At 70.8% G+C, this 17,023-nt stretch carries 18 protein-coding genes; 5 read left to right on the top strand and 13 right to left on the bottom strand.

The features are described 5' to 3' along the window. Positions 1-513 precede the first annotated feature (513 nt). Entirely contained in the window at positions 514-2,418 is a 1,905-nt protein-coding gene (locus RPQ07_RS15785) for an AMP-dependent synthetase/ligase (protein WP_413777741.1), read from the bottom strand. Positions 2,419-2,464: 46 nt separating this feature from the next. Continuing rightward, positions 2,465-3,727, bottom strand: a complete 1,263-nt coding sequence (locus RPQ07_RS15790; RefSeq protein WP_313944783.1) for an acetyl-CoA C-acetyltransferase — start codon at positions 3,725-3,727, stop codon at positions 2,465-2,467. 71 nt (positions 3,728-3,798) lie between these two features. Between RPQ07_RS15790 and RPQ07_RS15795 the strand changes: the two genes are divergently transcribed. Continuing rightward, positions 3,799-5,127: a 3-oxoacyl-ACP reductase gene (locus RPQ07_RS15795; protein WP_313944784.1), complete on the top strand. Its 1,329-nt coding sequence runs from the start codon at positions 3,799-3,801 to the stop codon at positions 5,125-5,127. A 1-nt stretch (position 5,128) separates the two neighbouring features. Further along, the gene (locus RPQ07_RS15800; RefSeq protein WP_313944785.1) at positions 5,129-5,989 is read left to right on the top strand and encodes a MaoC family dehydratase; all 861 of its coding nucleotides are present in this window, start codon (positions 5,129-5,131) and stop codon (positions 5,987-5,989) included. Here RPQ07_RS15800 and RPQ07_RS15805 read toward each other — a convergent pair. From RPQ07_RS15805 to RPQ07_RS15830, 6 genes are all read right to left on the bottom strand, one after another. Then, positions 5,958-6,614 carry a TetR/AcrR family transcriptional regulator gene (locus RPQ07_RS15805; protein ID WP_313944786.1) on the bottom strand — a complete coding sequence of 219 codons (657 nt, stop codon included), beginning with the start codon at positions 6,612-6,614 and terminating at the stop codon, positions 5,958-5,960. The two genes, RPQ07_RS15800 and RPQ07_RS15805, sit on opposite strands and share 32 nt — an antisense overlap. Positions 6,615-6,751: 137 nt before the next feature. Then, the gene (locus tag RPQ07_RS15810) at positions 6,752-8,101 is read right to left on the bottom strand and encodes a dicarboxylate/amino acid:cation symporter (RefSeq protein WP_313944787.1); all 1,350 of its coding nucleotides are present in this window, start codon (positions 8,099-8,101) and stop codon (positions 6,752-6,754) included. Between the two features lie 453 nt (positions 8,102-8,554). After that, entirely contained in the window at positions 8,555-8,848 is a 294-nt protein-coding gene (locus tag RPQ07_RS15815) for a DUF4229 domain-containing protein (protein WP_313944788.1), read from the bottom strand. A gap of 63 nt (positions 8,849-8,911) precedes the next feature. Then, positions 8,912-9,436: a GNAT family N-acetyltransferase gene (locus RPQ07_RS15820; RefSeq protein ID WP_313944789.1), complete on the bottom strand. Its 525-nt coding sequence runs from the start codon at positions 9,434-9,436 to the stop codon at positions 8,912-8,914. After that, positions 9,436-10,599 carry an aminofutalosine synthase MqnE gene (gene mqnE / locus RPQ07_RS15825; RefSeq protein ID WP_313944790.1) on the bottom strand — a complete coding sequence of 388 codons (1,164 nt, stop codon included), beginning with the start codon at positions 10,597-10,599 and terminating at the stop codon, positions 9,436-9,438. Before mqnE ends, RPQ07_RS15820 begins: the two co-directional genes overlap by 1 nt. A 52-nt stretch (positions 10,600-10,651) precedes the next feature. After that, positions 10,652-11,113, bottom strand: a complete 462-nt coding sequence (locus tag RPQ07_RS15830) for an Lrp/AsnC family transcriptional regulator (RefSeq protein WP_313944791.1) — start codon at positions 11,111-11,113, stop codon at positions 10,652-10,654. A 126-nt stretch (positions 11,114-11,239) separates the two neighbouring features. Here RPQ07_RS15830 and RPQ07_RS15835 point away from each other — a divergent pair, with 126 nt between their 5' ends. Next, positions 11,240-11,368 carry a hypothetical protein gene (locus tag RPQ07_RS15835; RefSeq protein WP_313949146.1) on the top strand — a complete coding sequence of 43 codons (129 nt, stop codon included), beginning with the start codon at positions 11,240-11,242 and terminating at the stop codon, positions 11,366-11,368. A 21-nt stretch (positions 11,369-11,389) separates the two neighbouring features. On the opposite strand, the gene RPQ07_RS15840 is transcribed toward RPQ07_RS15835, so the two are convergent. The 5 genes from RPQ07_RS15840 to RPQ07_RS15860 form a co-directional block, all read right to left on the bottom strand. Beyond that, positions 11,390-12,049, bottom strand: a complete 660-nt coding sequence (locus RPQ07_RS15840) for a UbiX family flavin prenyltransferase (protein ID WP_313948907.1) — start codon at positions 12,047-12,049, stop codon at positions 11,390-11,392. A gap of 83 nt (positions 12,050-12,132) precedes the next feature. Beyond that, positions 12,133-12,642 (bottom strand): Uma2 family endonuclease, encoded by a 510-nt coding sequence (locus RPQ07_RS15845; RefSeq protein ID WP_313944792.1) that lies wholly within the window; start codon positions 12,640-12,642, stop codon positions 12,133-12,135. Between the two features lie 90 nt (positions 12,643-12,732). Continuing rightward, positions 12,733-13,653: a menaquinone biosynthesis prenyltransferase MqnP gene (mqnP, locus tag RPQ07_RS15850; RefSeq protein ID WP_313944793.1), complete on the bottom strand. Its 921-nt coding sequence runs from the start codon at positions 13,651-13,653 to the stop codon at positions 12,733-12,735. Next, on the bottom strand, positions 13,650-14,126 hold the full coding sequence (locus tag RPQ07_RS15855) for a hypothetical protein (RefSeq protein WP_313944794.1): 477 nt from the start codon (positions 14,124-14,126) through the stop codon (positions 13,650-13,652). The genes mqnP and RPQ07_RS15855 overlap by 4 nt, the downstream gene beginning before the upstream one ends. Next, positions 14,123-15,574 (bottom strand): menaquinone biosynthesis decarboxylase, encoded by a 1,452-nt coding sequence (locus RPQ07_RS15860; RefSeq protein ID WP_313944795.1) that lies wholly within the window; start codon positions 15,572-15,574, stop codon positions 14,123-14,125. Before RPQ07_RS15860 ends, RPQ07_RS15855 begins: the two co-directional genes overlap by 4 nt. 89 nt (positions 15,575-15,663) lie before the next feature. On the opposite strand from RPQ07_RS15860, the gene RPQ07_RS15865 reads away from it, so the two are divergent. After that, entirely contained in the window at positions 15,664-16,056 is a 393-nt protein-coding gene (locus tag RPQ07_RS15865) for a PLD nuclease N-terminal domain-containing protein (protein WP_313944796.1), read from the top strand. A 10-nt stretch (positions 16,057-16,066) separates the two neighbouring features. Further along, on the top strand, positions 16,067-16,996 hold the full coding sequence (locus RPQ07_RS15870; RefSeq protein ID WP_313944797.1) for an isopenicillin N synthase family dioxygenase: 930 nt from the start codon (positions 16,067-16,069) through the stop codon (positions 16,994-16,996). Positions 16,997-17,023: the final 27 nt, after the last annotated feature.

Raw genomic sequence — 17,023 nt, forward strand, 5'->3', positions numbered from 1 at the left:
CCCCGGGACCGCGCTCGCCCCGGTCGACACGCGACGGCCTGGTACGCATCTCTCACTCTCCCTCGGTCGTGGAGTGCGCTGCGAATCCCCGTTCCGCGCACGGCAAACGAGGAGTTTATCCAGCGTTGACCCGACTCGCCTGTTGTCCGGGGCACAAGGCCGGTAAGTGGCACTGCCCTGCCGGACCCCCGACAGGTGGGCATCGTCGCAGCTCGCCCCGGGGAGTCGGGAACCGCGGAAGGCGGCCTACCGGCGCGTAGAGATTTGTCCGGCTGTGGCGAAGCGCACGCACGAATCGGCCCTAATCCCCCTCCGCAGGGTGCCGGTCACGTCACCCCGGGTGACTCCGGAGCGCTTTTCCGGACCCATGGTCCGCACGACCCGCGCCACGGCGTGCGCTGCGGTGTCGCGGTGTCGCGGTGTCGCGGTGTCGCGGTGTCGTCGCAGGGTCGCGGTGTCGTCGCGCTGTGGCGGTGCGTCGCGCTGTCGCGGTGTCGTCGCGGTGTCGCGCTGTCACCGGCGGTACAGGCCCTCGATCTCCGCCGTGAAGTCACGCGCGATCGCGCTCCGCCGCAGCTTCAGCGACGGCGTCAGATGGCCGCTCTCCTCCGTGAAGTCCCCTGCCAGAACATGGAAGCGGCGGATCGACTCGGCCCGCGACACCAGCCGGTTCGCCTCGTCCACCGCGCGCTGGAGCGTCGCCAGCAGGTCCTCGTCCACGGCCAGTTGGGCCGCGGTGAGGTGCTGCTTCTTCTTCATCCGGCACCAGTGCGCGATGCCGTCGGGCTCCAGCGTCAACAGGGCGGTGACATAGGGGCGGTTGTCGCCGACCACCATGCACTGGCCGATGAGCGGGTGGGCGCGCAGCCAGTCCTCCAGCGGCGCCGGGGCGACGTTCTTCCCGGCGGAGGTGATGAGGATGTCCTTCGTGCGACCGGTGATGGTCAGATAGCCGTCGGCGTCGATCGAACCGAGGTCGCCCGTGGCGAACCAGCCGTCCCGGGTCACCGGCACGATCGCACCCCGCTCCCGGTCCCAGTACCCGCTGAACACCTGGCCGCCGCGGAGCAGCACCTCGCCGTCGTCGGCGATCCGTACCGCTGTTCCGGGCAGGGGCCAACCGACCGTGCCCATCCGGGGCTTGAGCGGCGGCGTCACGGTGGCCGCGGCCGTCGTCTCGGTGAGCCCGTACCCCTCGAAGACCTGGACACCGGCTCCGGCGTAGAAGGCGGCGAGGCGGCGTCCGAGCGGTGAACCTCCGCAGATCGCGTACCGGACCTTGCCGCCGAGTGCGGCACGGATACGCCGGTAGACCAGCGGGTCGTACAGCGCGCGGGCGGCTCGCAGGGACCGCGAGGGCCCCGGTCCGGTGCCGTGGTGGGCCGCCTCCACCGCCTCCCCGTAGCGCCGGGCGATCTTCGCCGCCCGGTCGAACGACGAGGCCCGGCCGAGCTTTTCGGCCGTCGCGCGGCCGGTGTTGTAGACCTTCTCCAGGACGTAGGGAATGGCGAGCAGGAACGTGGGCCGGAAGCCGGCCAGGTCGGCGAGCAGGTCCTCGGTCCGGATGGAGGGTGCGTGCCCGAGCCGCACGCGGGCCCGCAGACAGGCCACCGCCACCATCCGACCGAACACGTGGGACAGCGGCAGGAAGAGCAGCGTGGCGGCGGGTTCGCGGCTCAGCGACCGGAAGACCGGGTGCAGCAGCTCGATCGCGTTGTCCACCTCGGCGAAGAAGTTCCCGTGGGTGAGGACACAGCCCTTGGGGCGGCCGGTCGTTCCCGAGGTGTAGAGCAGTGTCGCGACCGACTCCGGCCCCAGGCCGCCCCGCCGCGCGGTGACGACCGTGTCGGGTATCTGCGCGCCCGCCTTCATGAGCGTGTCCACCGCGCCCGTGGCGAACGCCCACAGCCGGGTGAGGTCGGGCAGTTGCTTGCGTTCCTGGCTGATCAACCGCGCCTGGGCGGTGTCCTCCACGACGCACGCGACGGCTCCCGAGTCCTGGAGGATCCAGCGGGCCTGGAACGCGGACGAGGTCGGGTAGACGGGGACGGTGATCAGCCCGGCGGCCCAGGCCGCGAAGTCGAGCAGCGTCCACTCATAGGTCGTACGGGACATGATCGCGAGCCGGTCGCCGGGCCGCAGCCCTTCGGCGATCAGGCCCTTGGCCACCGCCAGCACCTGGTCCGCGAACTCACCGGCCGTCACGTCCTTCCAGTCGCCGCCGGGGCCCTTGCGGCTGAGGACCGCGTCGGCGGGCGCCTCGCGTGCGTTGTCGAAGGGGATGTCGGCGAGCGAACCGTGGCGGACGACGGGCACGAGCGGCGGCAGAAGGACCTCGCGTACGACACCGCCCTGAAGGCTCTTGCTCGGCTCGACCGGTTCGGCGGTCACGGGCGACTCCTTGTGCGCGTGGGACATGCGGGGGGCGTGGCTGCGGGGCAACGGCCCCACGGGAGGGCGGGGTTCAGGCACGTTCGAGGATCGCCGTGACCCCCTGGCCGCCCGCCGCGCAGACCGAGACGAGTCCGCGTCCCGGACCCTCCCGCTCCGCCAGCAGCGTGGCGAGCGTCGCGACGATCCGCGCGCCCGTCGCGGCGAACGGATGCCCGGTCGCGAGCGAGGAGCCGGCGACGTTCAGCCGCGCCCGGTCCACGGGAGCGAGGCCCTGCTTCTCCCAGGCGGCCAGCGTGGCGAGCACCTGCGAGGCGAACGCCTCGTGGATCTCCACCAGATCGAAATCGCCGAGGGTGAGCCCGGCCCGCTCCAGCATCCGGGGGACGGCGTACGCGGGTGCCATCAGCAGTCCGTCCCGCCCGCCGACATGGTCGACGGCGGCCGTCTCGTACGCCGTGAGGAAGGCGAGCGGCCGCAGACCCCGCGCCGCCGCCCAGTCCTCGCTCGCCAGCAGCACGGTGGCCGCGCCGTCGGTGAGCGGGGTGGAGTTGGCGGCGGTCATCGTCGCGTCGGGGTGCGCCGTGCCGAACACCGGCTTCAGCGTGGCGAGTTTCTCCACGGTGGAGCCGGGCCGCAGATTCCCGTCCCGGGCCAGGCCCCGGTACGGCACGACGAGGTCGTCCAGAAGCCCGCGGTCGTACGCGGCGGCGAGCCGGCGGTGGCTCTCGACGGTCAGCTCGTCCTGTTCGGTGCGGCCGATCCCCCACTCCCGTGCGGTGATCGCGGCGTGCTCGCCCATCGACAGCCCGGTGCGGGGTTCGGCGTTGCGCGGGATGTCGGGCACGAGGTGCCGCGGCCGGATCCGCGCGAGCGCCCGCAGCCGGCCGCCCGCCCCCTTCGCCCGGCGCGCTTCCAGCAGGATCCGGCGCAGCTCGTCGTTGACGCCGAGCGGTGCGTCGCTCGCGGTGTCGGCGCCGCCCGCGATCCCGCTGTCCACCGCGCCGAGCGCGATCTTGTTCGCCACGGCGATGATCGCCTGCAGTCCGGTGCCGCAGGCCTGCTGGATGTCGTACGCGGGGGTCCGCGGGTCGAGCGCCGAGCCGAGGACGGTCTCGCGGGCGAGATTGAAGTCACGGCTGTGCTTGAGGACGGCGCCGGCGACGAACTCGCCCACCGCGTCCGGCTCCTGGAGGCCGTACCGCTCGACGAGCCCGTCCAGCGCGGCGCCCAGCATCTCCTGGTTGGAGGCGGTGGCGTAGGCACCGTCGGACCTGGCGAAGGGGATACGGCTGCCACCGATCACCGCGACCCGGCGAGGCGCGTGAGCGAACATCTCGACCAGCTCCTGACTTCTCAGTAACCTTACTCTTGAGTAAATCTACGACCGAGCTGGGAGCAAGGACAATGGCCGATCGCTATCTGCACCTCACCCGCACAGCACCCGGCCGATTTCTGACCCGTCGGCTCGGCCTGCCCCAGCCGCACCCGCTGCGCCGCTGGAGCGCCGACACGCCCGCCCTGGACGGGCCGCTGCTGCGGCTCACCGCCGGGAGTTCGGCGCTGCGGGAGCCGCTGTCCGACGCCGGGCTGCCGCTCACCGCGCCGGACGAGGGACCCGCGGGGCGGCAGACGCCCGCCGCCCTCGTCCTCGACGCGACCGGCGTCACCTCCGCCGCAGGACTCGCCGAGGTCCACGCCGCGCTGCACCCGGCCGTACGGTCACTCGGCGCCGGCGGCCGGGTGGTCGTCCTCGGCTCACCGCTCGCGGCCGACGATCACCACCAGGCCGCCGCTCAGCAGGCGCTGGAGGGATTCACCCGCTCCCTGGGCAAGGAGCTGGGACGCGGACGCACCGCCAACCTCGTCCGCCTCACCGCTCCCGCCGCAGCCGCATCGACCCTGCGCTTCCTGCTCTCGCCCAAGTCCGCCTACATCAGCGGGCAGGTCATCGAGATCGCCGGGCGCGCGGTGGACGAGGAGCCGGCGGCGGGCGGCGATCCCGCGCGCCCGCTCGCCGGGCGTACCGCTCTGGTCACCGGCGCGGCGCGCGGCATCGGGGCGGCCGTCGCCGAGACCCTCGCCCGCGACGGCGCGGACGTCCTCTGCCTGGACGTGCCCCCGGCCGAGGCCGACCTCCGGGCCACAGCCGACCGGATCGGCGGCACCGCGCTCACCCTCGACATCACCGCCGCCGACGCGGCCGACCGCATCACGGCCGCCCTCCCCGACGGCCTCGACATCCTGGTCCACAACGCGGGCATCACCCGCGACCGGCGCCTCGCCAACATGCCCGCGGACCGGTGGAGTTCGGTCCTGGAGGTCAATCTCACCGCCGTACTCGACATCACCGACGCGCTCCTGAAAGCCGGGGTGGTCGGGGACGGCGGCCGGATCGTCGCGACCTCGTCCATCGCCGGTATCGCAGGGAACACCGGCCAGACCAACTACGCGGCGAGCAAGGCCGGGATCATCGGCCTCGTCCGCTCCCTCGCTCCCCGCGTCGCCGACCGGGGCATCACCGTCAACGCCGTCGCGCCCGGCTTCATCGAGACCCGGATGACGGCCGCCGTCCCGCTGTTCGTCCGGGAGGCGGGACGCCGGATGAACTCCCTCGCCCAGGGCGGGCTCCCCGTCGATGTCGCGGAAGCCACGGCCTGGTTCGCCCACCCCGGGTCCGGTGCGGTCACCGGCCAGGTGCTGCGCGTCTGCGGCCAGAGCCTGCTGGGAGCCTGACATGCCACTCGCCCTCACCCTGGCCCGCGGGGCCCTCACCTCACCGCTGAAGCGCGGCGTCCACGCGGACGCCGAACTGCCCGCGACCCGGATCGGCGGCCCCGTCCGTATCGATCCCGCGCGCCTCGCCGCGTACGCCCGGATCTGCGGCTTCCCGGGCGACGGGCCGCTCCCGCTCCCCTATCCGCATGTCCTGGGCTTCCCGCTCGCCATGCGCCTGATGGCCGCCCGCCGCTTCCCGCTCCCGCTGCTCGGGCTGGTCCACACCCGTATCGAAATCACCGGGCACCGGCCGCTGCACCCCGAGGACACGCCCGTCCTGACCGTCCATGCCGAGGCGCTGACCCCGCACCGGCGGGGCACCGAGGTCACCGTCGTCACCCGGGCGCACCGGGACGGCGACCTGGTGTGGGAGTCCCGCAGCGGCTATCTGGCCCGGCACCGGACGTCGTACGACACCGACCGCCCGGCGCCCGAAACGCGGCACCGGACCGCGCACGACACGGACCACCGTCCCGACGAGCCTCTGCCCGCCGTCGGCACCTGGCAGCTCCCCGCGGACCTGGGACGCCGCTACGGCGCGGCGTCCGGCGACCGCAACCCCATCCATCTGCATCCGCTGACCGCCAGGGCCTTCGGCTTCCCCCGGGCGATCGCCCACGGGATGTGGACCTTCGCCCGCTGCCTCGCGGAGTCGGCCAGCCCGCAACTCACGGCGGCGAGCGCCGAGTTCAGGGCGCCGGTGCTGCTGCCCGCATCCGTGACCTACGCCGCGGAGCCGGCCGGCTCCGGTACGGCGTTCCAGCTCCGCAGCGGCGACCGCATCCATCTCAGCGGGAGGACCAGCGCTCACCCTTCATGAGCTCACCGAGGCCCATCCAGGCGAAGTTCATGAGCGTCGCCGCGGCTTCCTTCGCCGACACCGCACCCGTCTGGTTCATCCACCCGGCCAGCGACTCGGCCGCACCGACCAGCGCCTGCGCGAGGCCCGCCACGTCCCGGTCGGCCAGTTCGGGGTCCTGCCGGGCAGCCCCCGCCTCGCGGGCCGCGGTCGCGATCAGACCGGTCACGAAGGTGACGATCTCGTCGCGCATCGCGGCCACTTCGAGCGCGAACGGTTCCCCGTGCGTCCGCGCCTGCTGGTGCAGCACGGCCCAGCCGTCCGGGTGCTCGGCGGTGTGCGTGAAGAACGCCGCGAGCCCGGCCCACAGCTGCCGGTCCGCCGGCAGCCCCGGCTCCACCGCCGCCTCCACGGCCGCGATGAGCGCGGCGGCCTCACGGCGGATGCACGCCGTGAACAACTCCTCCTTGGAGTTCAGATACAGATAGACCAGGGGCTTGGAGACCCCGGCCAGCTCCGCGATCTCGTCCATCGAGGCCGCCCGGTAGCCGCGCTGCCCGAACGTCTGCACCGCGGCGTCCATCATCTGCCGCTCGCGCACCGCCCTCGGCATGCGCTTGCTCTTCACGCCCTTGACCGCACTCATCTCAGAACTTCCCTCCGCCCCCGCACCCCTACTCCGCGGTAAGCCTACGGCCAGCCGCAAGGCGGCACGACGTGCAAAGACCCCCCTCCCTTACGGAAGGGGGGTCTCATGCTGTTCACCTACGCGCCGTGACCTGGTCAGGCGGCGACGGGCACCGCCGTCTTCTGTTCGGTCGCGCGCGGCTCGGCCTCGTCGATCGGGGACGAGGTGGCCGAGTTGTACGCGTCGTGGTCCAGGATCTTCTCCCGCGCCGCGACGATCACGGGCACGAGCGCCTGACCGGCGACGTTCGTCGCGGTCCGCATCATGTCCAGAATCGGGTCGATCGCCATCAGCAGACCCACGCCCTCCAGCGGGAGGCCCAGCGTGGACAGCGTCAGGGTGAGCATGACGGTCGCGCCGGTGAGGCCCGCCGTGGCCGCCGAGCCGACGACCGAGACGAAGGCGATCAGCAGGTAGTCCTGGATGCCCAGCTGCACGTCGAAGATCTGCGCGATGAAGATCGCGGCCAGTGCCGGGTAGATCGCGGCGCAGCCGTCCATCTTCGTCGTCGCGCCGAACGGGACGGCGAAGGACGTGTACTCCTTCGGCACACCGAGCCGCTCGGTGACCTTCTGCGTCACCGGCATCGTGCCGACCGAGGAGCGGGAGACGAACGCCAGCTGGATCGCGGGCCAGGCACCGCGGAAGAACTGGATCGGGTTGACCTTGGCGACCGTCGCGAGCAGCAGGGGGTAGACACCGAAGAGGACCAGCGCGCAGCCGATGTAGACATCGGCGGTGAAGGTCGCGTACTTGCCGATCAGGTCCCAGCCGTAGTCCGCGATGGCGAAGCCGATCAGGCCGACGGTGCCGAGGGGCGCCAGCCGGATGACCCACCACAGGGCCTTCTGCAGCAGCTCCAGCACGGACTCGCTGAGGGTGAGGATCGGCTGGGCCTTCTCACCGAGCTTGAGTGCGGCGACGCCGGCGACGGCGGCCATGAAGACGATCTGCAGGACGTTCAGCTCGGTGAAGGGCGTGATGACGTCGGTGGGGACGATGCCGGTGAGGAAGTCGATCCAGCTGCCCGCGTGCTCGGGCTTCTCGCCGTCCTTCGGGGTCAGGCCGGTACCGGCGCCGGGGTTGGTGATCAGGCCGATGGCCAGGCCGATCGCGACGGCGATCAGCGAGGTGATCATGAACCAGAGCAGGGTGCGGGTGGCCAGCCGCGCGGCGTTGTTGACCTTCCGCAGATTGGTGATCGACACCAGGATGGCGAAGAAGACCAGCGGCGCGACGGCCAGCTTCAGCAGCTGGACGAAGATGTCGCCGACCTGCTCCAGGGTCTTGTAGAGCCAGTTGATGTCCTGGCTGCGGGCGAGCCATCCGAGCAGGACACCGAGGACGAGACCGGCGACGATCTGGGCCCAGAACGGGACCTTGGGTATGCGGAAACCGGAGCCCGAGGGCTCTTCCGTCGTGGTGGACGCGGCGTTCGCGGACACGGACACACTCCAGTTGCGGCGTATCGGGTGGATACGGCGGATGCGGGGACACAGGGGATGCGGGCCATACGGAGCAAGGAGAGCGGCGCCCGGTGCGCGATGGCGCGGCGCCGCTGAGATGCCGGGGTCAGACCGAGCGGCAACAGACCGCGGACATACAGCGGCAGAGGTCGACATGCAGGCGCGCCACGAGCGGGGGGCTCGCGGCATCGTGGAGGCGCACTGCTGTCGTCACGTCGAACACGTTAACACTTGAACTTTGAGCTACTCAAAGGACCTCTTTGAGACGGGGAATCCCAAGTGGCCGTCGGGGCAACGGAAAACCCCGGCGGAAGCGGCTGCTTCCGTCCGGGGTGTGTGACGCAGACAACGTCCGGGGAGTGTGACGCGGACGCGTGCGGGGTGTTCGAGGCAGGCGAGGCTCGGGGTGTGTGACGCGGACCGCCGTGCGGGCTACTGCACCGCGCCGTCCTCCTGCGACCGGTTGGCGTCCAGGCGCGCCTTCGCGTGGTCGACCTTGGTGACGATCTGCTCGGACATCGCGTCGCGCTGCTTGCGCAGCAGCACGAAGCTGAGCGGCGCGGAGATGAGCAGGGCGAGCAGGACGACCCAGACGAAGTTGGAGTCGCCGAGTCCCTTGGGGAGCGCGCCGATCTGCACCAGACCGCCCACGGCGAGGAAGCAGCCGATGAAGATGGCGAGGCGCAGAGTGGTGTACCGGATCGCGGCGCTCGACTTGGCGGACACGGTGGGCCTTCTCTCTTCGTACGACAGATCGTGCCAAACCAGTGAAGCACGACCCCCGGCGGCTCAGTACAGCGGTAGCAGCATCACGACGTCGTCGCGGTCGTCGCCCTCGGCGACCCGGATCGCGCCGGGCACCCGGCCGACTTCCTTGTAGCCGCAGGCCTCGTAGAACCGGTCGGCGCCGGTGCCGCCGCGGCAGGTGAGCCGTATGGCCTCTATGCCGTCCAGACCCCGGGCGGCCTCGGCCGCGGAGGCCAGGAGGTCGCGGCCGTATCCCTTGCCCTGATGGGTGGGATGGACCATGACCGTGTAGAGCCAGATCCAGTGCCGCATGAGCCGGTGCGTGTTGAGGGCGAGGAAGGCGGCGGCGGCGACCTCGCCGTTCGCGTCGTGACCCACGAGCAGCCGGGTGCGGCCCTCGGTCATCGACGCGAGGTGCTTGACCAGTTCGGGCCGCACGGCATCCGCCGTGACCGGGGGCACGAAGCCGACGGCGCCGCCCGCGTTGGACACATCGGTCCAGAGCGTGACGAGGCCGTCGTGCAGCGTGCGGTCGACGGCGGGATCCAGGGTGAACGCCAGGGCCATCAGAGGCGCATGGGCTGCGGCGACTCACGACGGTCGGCGTCCGGGCCCGGGTACTCGCGGATGATCTCGTAGCGGGTGTTGCGCTCGACGGGCCGGAAGCCGGCGTCGCGGATCAGGTCGAGCAGATCGTCGCGGGTCAGCTTGTTCGGCGTGCCGTAGTTGTCCGCGTCGTGCGTGATCTTGTACTCGACGACCGAGCCGTCCATGTCGTCGGCGCCGTGCTGGAGCGCGAGCTGGGCGGTCTGCACACCGTGCATCACCCAGAACACCTTGACGTGCGGGACGTTGTCGAACAGCAGCCGGGAGACCGCGAAGGTCTTGAGCGCCTCGGCGCCGGTCGCCATGGTGGTGCGCGCCTGGAGGCGGTTGCGGACCTTGCCGTCCTGCATGTCGACGAAGTCGTGCTGGTAGCGCAGCGGGATGAAGACCTGGAAACCGCCGGTCTCGTCCTGGAGTTCACGCAGCCGCAGCACGTGGTCGACGCGGTGACGGGGCTCCTCGATGTGCCCGTACAGCATCGTGCTCGGGGTCTTCAGACCCTTCGAGTGCGCGAGACGGTGGATGCGCGACCAGTCCTCCCAGTGGGTGCGGTGGTCGACGATGTGCTGGCGCACTTCCCAGTCGAAGATCTCGGCGCCGCCGCCGGTGAGCGACTCGAGGCCCGCCTCGATCAGCTCGTCGAGGATGTCGGACGCCGACATCCCGGAGATCGTCTCGAAGTGGTGGATCTCGGTGGCGGTGAAGGCCTTCAGCGAGACGTTGGGCAGCGCCTTCTTCAGCTCGCTGAGGGACCGCGGGTAGTAGCGCCACGGCAGGTTGGGGTGGAGGCCGTTGACGATGTGCAGCTCGGTGAGGTTCTCGCCCTCCATCGCCTTGGCGAGGCGGACGGCCTCCTCGATGCGCATGGTGTACGCGTCCTTCTCGCCCGGCTTGCGCTGGAACGAGCAGTAGGCGCACGACGCGGTGCACACGTTCGTCATGTTGAGGTGACGGTTGACGTTGAAGTGGACGACGTCGCCGTTCTTGCGCGTGCGCACCTCGTGGGCGAGGCCGCCGAGCCAGGCGAGATCGTCCGACTCGTAGAGGGCGATACCGTCCTCACGGGTCAGCCGCTCTCCGGCCCGGACTTTCTCCTCGAGCTCGCGCTTGAGTCCCGCGTCCATGTGCGACGGCCTCCCATACGTATGCCAATCGGGCTCCACCAACCCAGCAAGACTACGTCCAGCTCTCCTCGGGCAAGTCGCCGACCCGGTTCTCCCACTTCGTGGACAGCACGATGGTGGTACGGGTGCGCGAGACGCCCCGGGTGCCGGACAGCCTGCGGATCGTCTTCTCCAGACCGTCCACGTCGCTCGCCCTCACCTTGAGCATGTACGAGTCGTCTCCCGCAATGAACCAGCAGTCCTCGATCTCGGCGAGGTCCTTCAGCCGGCGGGCCACGTCCTCGTGGTCGGCGGCGTCGGAGAGCGAGATGCCGATGAGTGCGGTGACACCGAGACCGAGCGAGGCCGAGTCGACGGTGGCGCGGTAGCCGGTGATGACACCCGCCGCTTCGAGGCGGTTGATGCGGTCCGTGACGCTCGGCCCGGAGAGGCCCACAAGCCGTCCGAGCTCGGCGTACGAGGCTCTGCCGTTCTCCCGCAGCGCCTGGATGAGCTGCCTGTCCACCGCGTCCATATGCCTGGAGCCTTCCATTGTTCAGCAATCCAGCGAGTTTACGTATAGAATCTAAGGCATGCAGGGGCAGTAGCCCTGCGAATCTTTCAAAAAATCAGCGACGATCCTTCAGGAGTGTGCTTCACCGTGTACACGATCGAGATGGCCCACGCCCACATGCGACAGCTTCAGGAGCTGGCCAACCGCTCGCGTGCCCACCACCCCGCGGCCGCCCGCCGCACCGACAAGGCGCGCAAGGCCGGCAGGAAGGCCTGAGGGGGAGTCTTCGGACACCCCCTAATCCGCACGAGAGCCACCGAGCTCTCCTTCCCAGCGGCGGTAGAGCCGGTGCGGCACCCCTGCCGCGTCCAGCACCCGCCCGGCGACGAAGTCCACCAGGTCCTGGATGTGCGTCGCCCCCGCGTAGAACGCAGGAGAGGCGGGCAGCACCACGGCGCCCGCCTCGTCCAGCGTCACCAGATGCCTGAGCGTCTGCCCGTTGAGCGGGGTCTCGCGGACCGCGACCACCAGGGGCCGGCGCTCCTTGAGCGTCACGCTCGCCGCTCGCTGGAGCAGATCCTTCGACAGTCCGAGCGCCACCCCGGCCACCGACGCCGTCGACGCCGGCACGATCAGCATCCCCTTGACGGGATACGACCCCGAGGACGGCCCGGCGGCCAGATCACCGGCGGCCCAGTGCCGGACGTCGTCCACGTCCACCGTGAAGGTGCCCGGCTTGCCGTCGGCACCGCGCGCCAGCCACTCCCGCAGATCGTCGCGCCAGTGCGCGTCACGGAAGGCGATGCCGGTCTCGTCGAGCAGCGTCAGCCGCGACGCCCGGCTGACCACCAGGTCCACACTCTCGCCCGCGGCGAGCAGGCCACGCAGTACGGCGGCGGCGTACGGGGTCCCGGACGCGCCGGACACTCCGACGATCCAGGGCCGGCGGCCGTTCACTTCTCCTTGCTCCACACAGTGAGCCTATCCGGCGGCGCGGACCCGGAACCGAACGCGGTGGGCCTGACGTTCCCCGGCCGGGGTCAGGCGGCCGAGGGGTCCACGGGCAGCGCGGCGGTGTCGACCGAGAGCGTCCCGATGCCGCTCGCCACGGTGACCTGCTTGCCGTAAGGGATCGTGTCCCGCCCGAGGTAGCCCTCGGGCCCCGGGTTCCACAGCGTCACGCAGTGCCGCCGGTACGGGTCGAAGATCAGGTAGTGCGGAATACCGCGCCGCGCGTACGCCCCGTCCTTGACCTCGTAGTCGTTGCGCACACTGCTCGGCAAGACCACCTCGATCGCGATCTCGATGAGTTCGGGAGAGTACGCGCTGAGGTTCTTGGCCACCTCGGCGGCGGGGATCACGGCGAGGTCGGGACAGAACTCGTTGGTGTCGTCCATGGGTACGGCGACATCACTGAGGAAGCCCCACTCCTCCGGGACCTGGGGCTCCAGCGCGTTCCACAGCTGCCTGATCGTCTTGCCGTGGTGCGGCTTGACCGGACTCAGCACGATGTTGCCCCCGACAATCTCCGTCCGGTAACCGGGAAACATGTCCTCGAACCGGCTGAGCTATGAGTGCAGGCGATCGCTCTCCGAGATGGTCACGTCGGCCTCCGTTCCCTGCACCAAGGCGCACCGTAGCTACACGGTCAGACCGCGAACCAGGAGATCGAGCAGCGCACACACGAACAGGGCAATGCCGATGAACCCGTTGACGGTGAAGAACGCCCTGTTCAGCCGGGACAGGTCGTGCGGGCGCACGATCGAGTGCTCGTAGAGGAACGCCGCCGCCACGAGCGCGAGGCCCAGCCACAGGAACACGCCCGCGTCCGTCGCCAGCGCGTACCAGACGAAGAGCGCCATCGTCACGACGTGGCAGCCGCGTGCGCCGTACAGCGCCGCCGGGATGCCGAAGCGGGCCGGGACCGACTTCACGCCGTGGGCCCGGTCCGCCTGGACGTCCTGGCAGGCGAAGATCAGGTCGAAGCCGCCGATCCAGATGCCGACCGCGAGTCCGAGGATCACCGCGTCCCACGACCACGACCCGGTGACCGCGATCCAGGCGCCGACCGGGCCCATGGCCTGGGCGAGACCGAGGATGGCGTGCGGGAAGTTGGTGAACCGCTTGCCGTACGGATAGACCACCATCGGAATCACCGCGATGGGCGCGAGCGCCAGGCACAGCGGGTTCAGCGCGGCGGCAGCGCCCAGGAAGACCACCACGGCGACGAGCGCCCCGGTCCACGCGGAGCGCACACTCACCGCTCCGGTGACCAGTTCGCGGGAGGCCGTGCGCGGGTTCCGGGCGTCGATCTCCCGGTCGATGATGCGGTTGCACGCCATCGCGAAGGTCCGCAGCCCCACCATCGCGACGGTGACGAGCAGCAGCCGGCCCCAGTGGATGTTCTTGTCCAGCTCGAACATCGCGGTCAGCGCGGCGATGTAGGCGAACGGCAGCGCGAAGACCGAGTGCTCGATCATCACCAGGCGCAGGAACGCCTTGGTGCGTCCGGACTGCGGCGCCGGGCCGGGACGGGCCACGCCGTCGGCGGTCGTCATCATCCGAGGTTCCTCCGGAACAGTTCGAGCTCGGCACGCAGGTCCGCCGTGGACGTGGGGCCGATCTCCACATCGAGCGGAGCCGACTCCGGCGGGGTGAGCCGCGCCAGGAACGCGAAGCCCTCACCGGCCGGGCGACCGTCCAGACGCAGCAGTTCGCGGCCCGCCACCGTCAGCGTCTCGGTGAACTCCGCGTCCGGGTCGTCCAGGGCGGCCAGCAGCCGCTCCGCGAAGGCGGCCGCCGCCGCGTCGCCGAGCTCGGGCAGCGCGACCTCCCGCCCCTCGCCGTCCGTACGGTCGGCGATCAGCTGCCACAGGCCCGACGGTCCGGCGAACTCCTCGGGGGTGACGCCCGCGCGCTCGGCCGCCTCGCGTACCTCCGGCCGGGTGGGGTCGATCTCCGGGCGCAGCAGGGCGACGCACGGTGTGTCGGCCCCGAGGAAAAGGGCGGGGCCGCCCACGGCGATCGGGCTCACAGGCCGTACTCCTTCCAGCGGCGGTCGACCTTCGCCGCCGTCTCCGGGTCGGACTCGACCATCTCCGGCCAGCCGCCGTCCCGGGTGTATCCCTCCTCGGGAAGCTTCCGCGTCGCGTCGATGCCCGCCTTGCCGCCCCAGAACTGCTGGTAGGAGGCGTGGTCGAGATGGTCCACCGGCCCCTCGACGACGGTCAGGTCCCGGGCGTAGTCGGTGTTGCCGAGGGCGCGCCAGGAGACCTCGTGCAGATCGTGCACGTCGCAGTCGGCGTCGACGACCACGATCAGCTTCGTCAGCGACATCATGTGCGCGCCCCAGATGGCGTGCATGACCTTCTGCGCGTGCTTCGGGTACTTCTTGTCGATCGAGACGATCGCGCAGTTGTGGAAGCCGCCCGACTCGGGGAGGTGGTAGTCCACGATGTCCGGCACGATGATCTTGAGCAGCGGCAGGAAGAAGCGCTCCGTCGCCCGGCCCAGCGGACCGTCCTCGGTCGGCGGACGGCCCACCACGATGGACTGGAGCAGCGGCCGCTTGCGCATGGTCACACAGTCGATGGTGAGCGCCGGGAACGGCTCCTGCGGCGTGTAGAAGCCCGTGTGGTCGCCGAACGGCCCCTCGGGAAGCGTCTTCCCGGGCTCCAGCCAGCCCTCCAGCACGACCTCGGCCTGCGCCGGGACCTGGAGCGGAACGGTCTTGCAGTCGACCATCTCGACCCGCTTGCCCGAGACGAAGCCCGCGAACAGGTACTCGTCGATGTCGCCCGGGAGCGGCGCAGTGGAGGCGTAGGTGACCGCGGGCGGGCAGCCGAAGGCGATCGCGACCGGCAGCCGCTCCCCGCGCCGGGCCGCCACCTGGTAGTGGTTGCGGCTGTCCTTGTGGATCTGCCAGTGCATGCCGATGGTGTTCCGGTCGTGGCGCTGGAGCCGGTAGAGACCGAGGTTGCGCACCCCCGACTCCGGGTCCTTGGTGTGCGTCAGCCCCAGGTTGAAGAAGGAGCCGCCGTCCTCGGGCCAGGTGAACAGCGCCGGCAGCCGGTCCAGGTCGACGTCGTCGCCGTGCAGGACGACCTCCTGCACCGGGGCGTCCTTCACCTTCTTCGGCGGGACGTGCACCATCGTGCCGAGCTTGCCGAACGCCTCGCGCACCCCGACGAAGCCGTGCGGCAGCTCGGGCTTCAGCAGCCCGCCGATCTTGTCGCTGATCTCGGAGTAGGACTTCAGTCCGAGCGACTTGAGCAGCCTGCGGTCAGTGCCGAACACATTCATCGCCAGGGGCATCGCGGAGCCGCGCACGTTCTCGAAGAGCAGGGCGGGGCCGCCGGCCTTGTTCACCCGGTCGACGATCTCGCCGACCTCGAGATACGGGTCGACCTCGGCCTTGATGCGCTTGAGGTCACCCTCGCGCTCCAGCGCCCTGAGCAGGGAGCGAAGATCGTCGTAAGCCATGCGCTCCAGTATCCGGTACGGGCTACCCTGGCGGCGTCACCGGGGCCCGTTCCGCGCCCTTCCGCCTCTTCCTGGGGGACCGTACGACCATGCTCAGGTATCTGCCCTTCCTCCTGGTCCTGGCCCTGTGGATCTACGCCTTCATCGACTGCCTGAACACTCCCGAGAAGGAGGTCCGGCACCTGCCGAAGGTCGTCTGGGTGATCATCGTGCTGCTCTTCGGACAGGTGCTGCTCGGCCCCGTCGCCTGGCTGGTCGCGGGCCGCCCCCGCAAGGGCGCGCGAGGCGGCGGCTCGCCGTTCGAGCGCCGCCGCACCCAGTGGGTCGCCCCGGACGACAACCCCGACTTCCTCAAGTCCCTGAAGGACGAGAAGGCCGAGAAGGACGCACGGGCGGCGAAGGACGCGGACGAGGCCCAGGCGGCGAAGGACGCCGACGCGGAGGAGCTGCGGCGCCGCGAGCGCGAGGAAGACGACCGCTGAGAGGACTTCGGTGACCGGACGCGGGATTCCCACCATCGATCTGCGCCACTGGCACTACGGAGACACGGAGGACCGCGCGGGCATCGCGGCGGTCGCCGACGAGGCGCTGCGCCGCGCCGGCTTCCTCCTCGTCACGGGTCATGGTGTCGACCCGGAGGTGCGCGCGGAGATCCGGGACGTGGCGCGGGAGTTCTTCCGGCTGCCGCGGACCGTGAAGGAGCCGTACGCGGTACGGGTCGGCGGCCGGGGCTGGCTCGGTCCGGGCGCGGAGGCCAACGGCTATGCGGAGGGCACCGAGACACCGCCGGACCTCAAGGAGTCGCTGTCCTTCGCGGCCGACGAGCCCACCGGCGACGCGGCCGTGGACGCCGAGTCGTTCCTGCCCAACACCTGGCCCGGTGAGGTGCCCCGGCTCAAAGCCCTGGTCGAGACGTACCTGGGGCAGATGCGGGCCCTGTCGGACGGTCTTCTGGAGCTCCTCGCGGTCGCGCTCGGCGAGCCGGAGTCCTTCTTCACCCGGCACACGGGACACCCGACCTGGGGCTTCAACATCAACTGGTACCCGAGCCGGGACCGCATCGGAGACCCGCGGCCGGGCCAGTTCCGCATCGGCCCGCACACCGACTTCGGCACGGTCACCGTGCTGGACCGGCAGGAGGGCAGGGGCGGTCTCCAGGTCTTCACCGACGAGGCCGGCTGGGAGGACGCGCCCTTCGCCCCGGACGCCTTCACGATCAACATCGGTGATCTGATGGCCCGCTGGTCGGACGGCCGCTGGCGCTCGGGCCGCCACCGGGTGCTGCCTCCGCCGGCGGACGCGCCGGCGGAGGAGCTGATGTCGCTGGTCTACTTCTACGAGTGCGATCCCGGCACCGATGTGCGGGGCGTGGACTCGCACGTCCACCTGCGCGCCCAGCTGGACGCGATCTCGGCGGACTGACCCGGCGCCACCGGCGGAGACGGTGGC

It is taken from the genome of Streptomyces sp. AM8-1-1, assembly GCF_032229325.1.
Lineage (GTDB): Bacteria > Actinomycetota > Actinomycetes > Streptomycetales > Streptomycetaceae > Streptomyces > Streptomyces achmelvichensis.

What these genes read in the sequence shown, in the direction of transcription:
- RPQ07_RS15795 (WP_313944784.1), top strand. Translation starts at nt 3,799, where the DNA reads ATGGCCGATCGCTATCTGCACCTCACCCGCACAGCACCCGGCCGATTT.
- RPQ07_RS15820 (WP_313944789.1), bottom strand. Translation starts at nt 9,436, where the DNA reads ATGGCCCTGGCGTTCACCCTGGATCCCGCCGTCGACCGCACGCTGCAC.
- mqnP (WP_313944793.1), bottom strand. Translation starts at nt 13,653, where the DNA reads ATGATGACGACCGCCGACGGCGTGGCCCGTCCCGGCCCGGCGCCGCAG.
- RPQ07_RS15845 (WP_313944792.1), bottom strand. Translation starts at nt 12,642, where the DNA reads ATGTTTCCCGGTTACCGGACGGAGATTGTCGGGGGCAACATCGTGCTG.
- RPQ07_RS15805 (WP_313944786.1), bottom strand. Translation starts at nt 6,614, where the DNA reads ATGAGTGCGGTCAAGGGCGTGAAGAGCAAGCGCATGCCGAGGGCGGTG.
- RPQ07_RS15790 (WP_313944783.1), bottom strand. Translation starts at nt 3,727, where the DNA reads ATGTTCGCTCACGCGCCTCGCCGGGTCGCGGTGATCGGTGGCAGCCGT.
- mqnE (WP_313944790.1), bottom strand. Translation starts at nt 10,599, where the DNA reads ATGGACGCGGGACTCAAGCGCGAGCTCGAGGAGAAAGTCCGGGCCGGA.
- RPQ07_RS15860 (WP_313944795.1), bottom strand. Translation starts at nt 15,574, where the DNA reads ATGGCTTACGACGATCTTCGCTCCCTGCTCAGGGCGCTGGAGCGCGAG.
- RPQ07_RS15800 (WP_313944785.1), top strand. Translation starts at nt 5,129, where the DNA reads ATGCCACTCGCCCTCACCCTGGCCCGCGGGGCCCTCACCTCACCGCTG.
- RPQ07_RS15830 (WP_313944791.1), bottom strand. Translation starts at nt 11,113, where the DNA reads ATGGACGCGGTGGACAGGCAGCTCATCCAGGCGCTGCGGGAGAACGGC.
- RPQ07_RS15865 (WP_313944796.1), top strand. Translation starts at nt 15,664, where the DNA reads ATGCTCAGGTATCTGCCCTTCCTCCTGGTCCTGGCCCTGTGGATCTAC.
- RPQ07_RS15785 (WP_413777741.1), bottom strand. Translation starts at nt 2,418, where the DNA reads ATGTCCCACGCGCACAAGGAGTCGCCCGTGACCGCCGAACCGGTCGAG.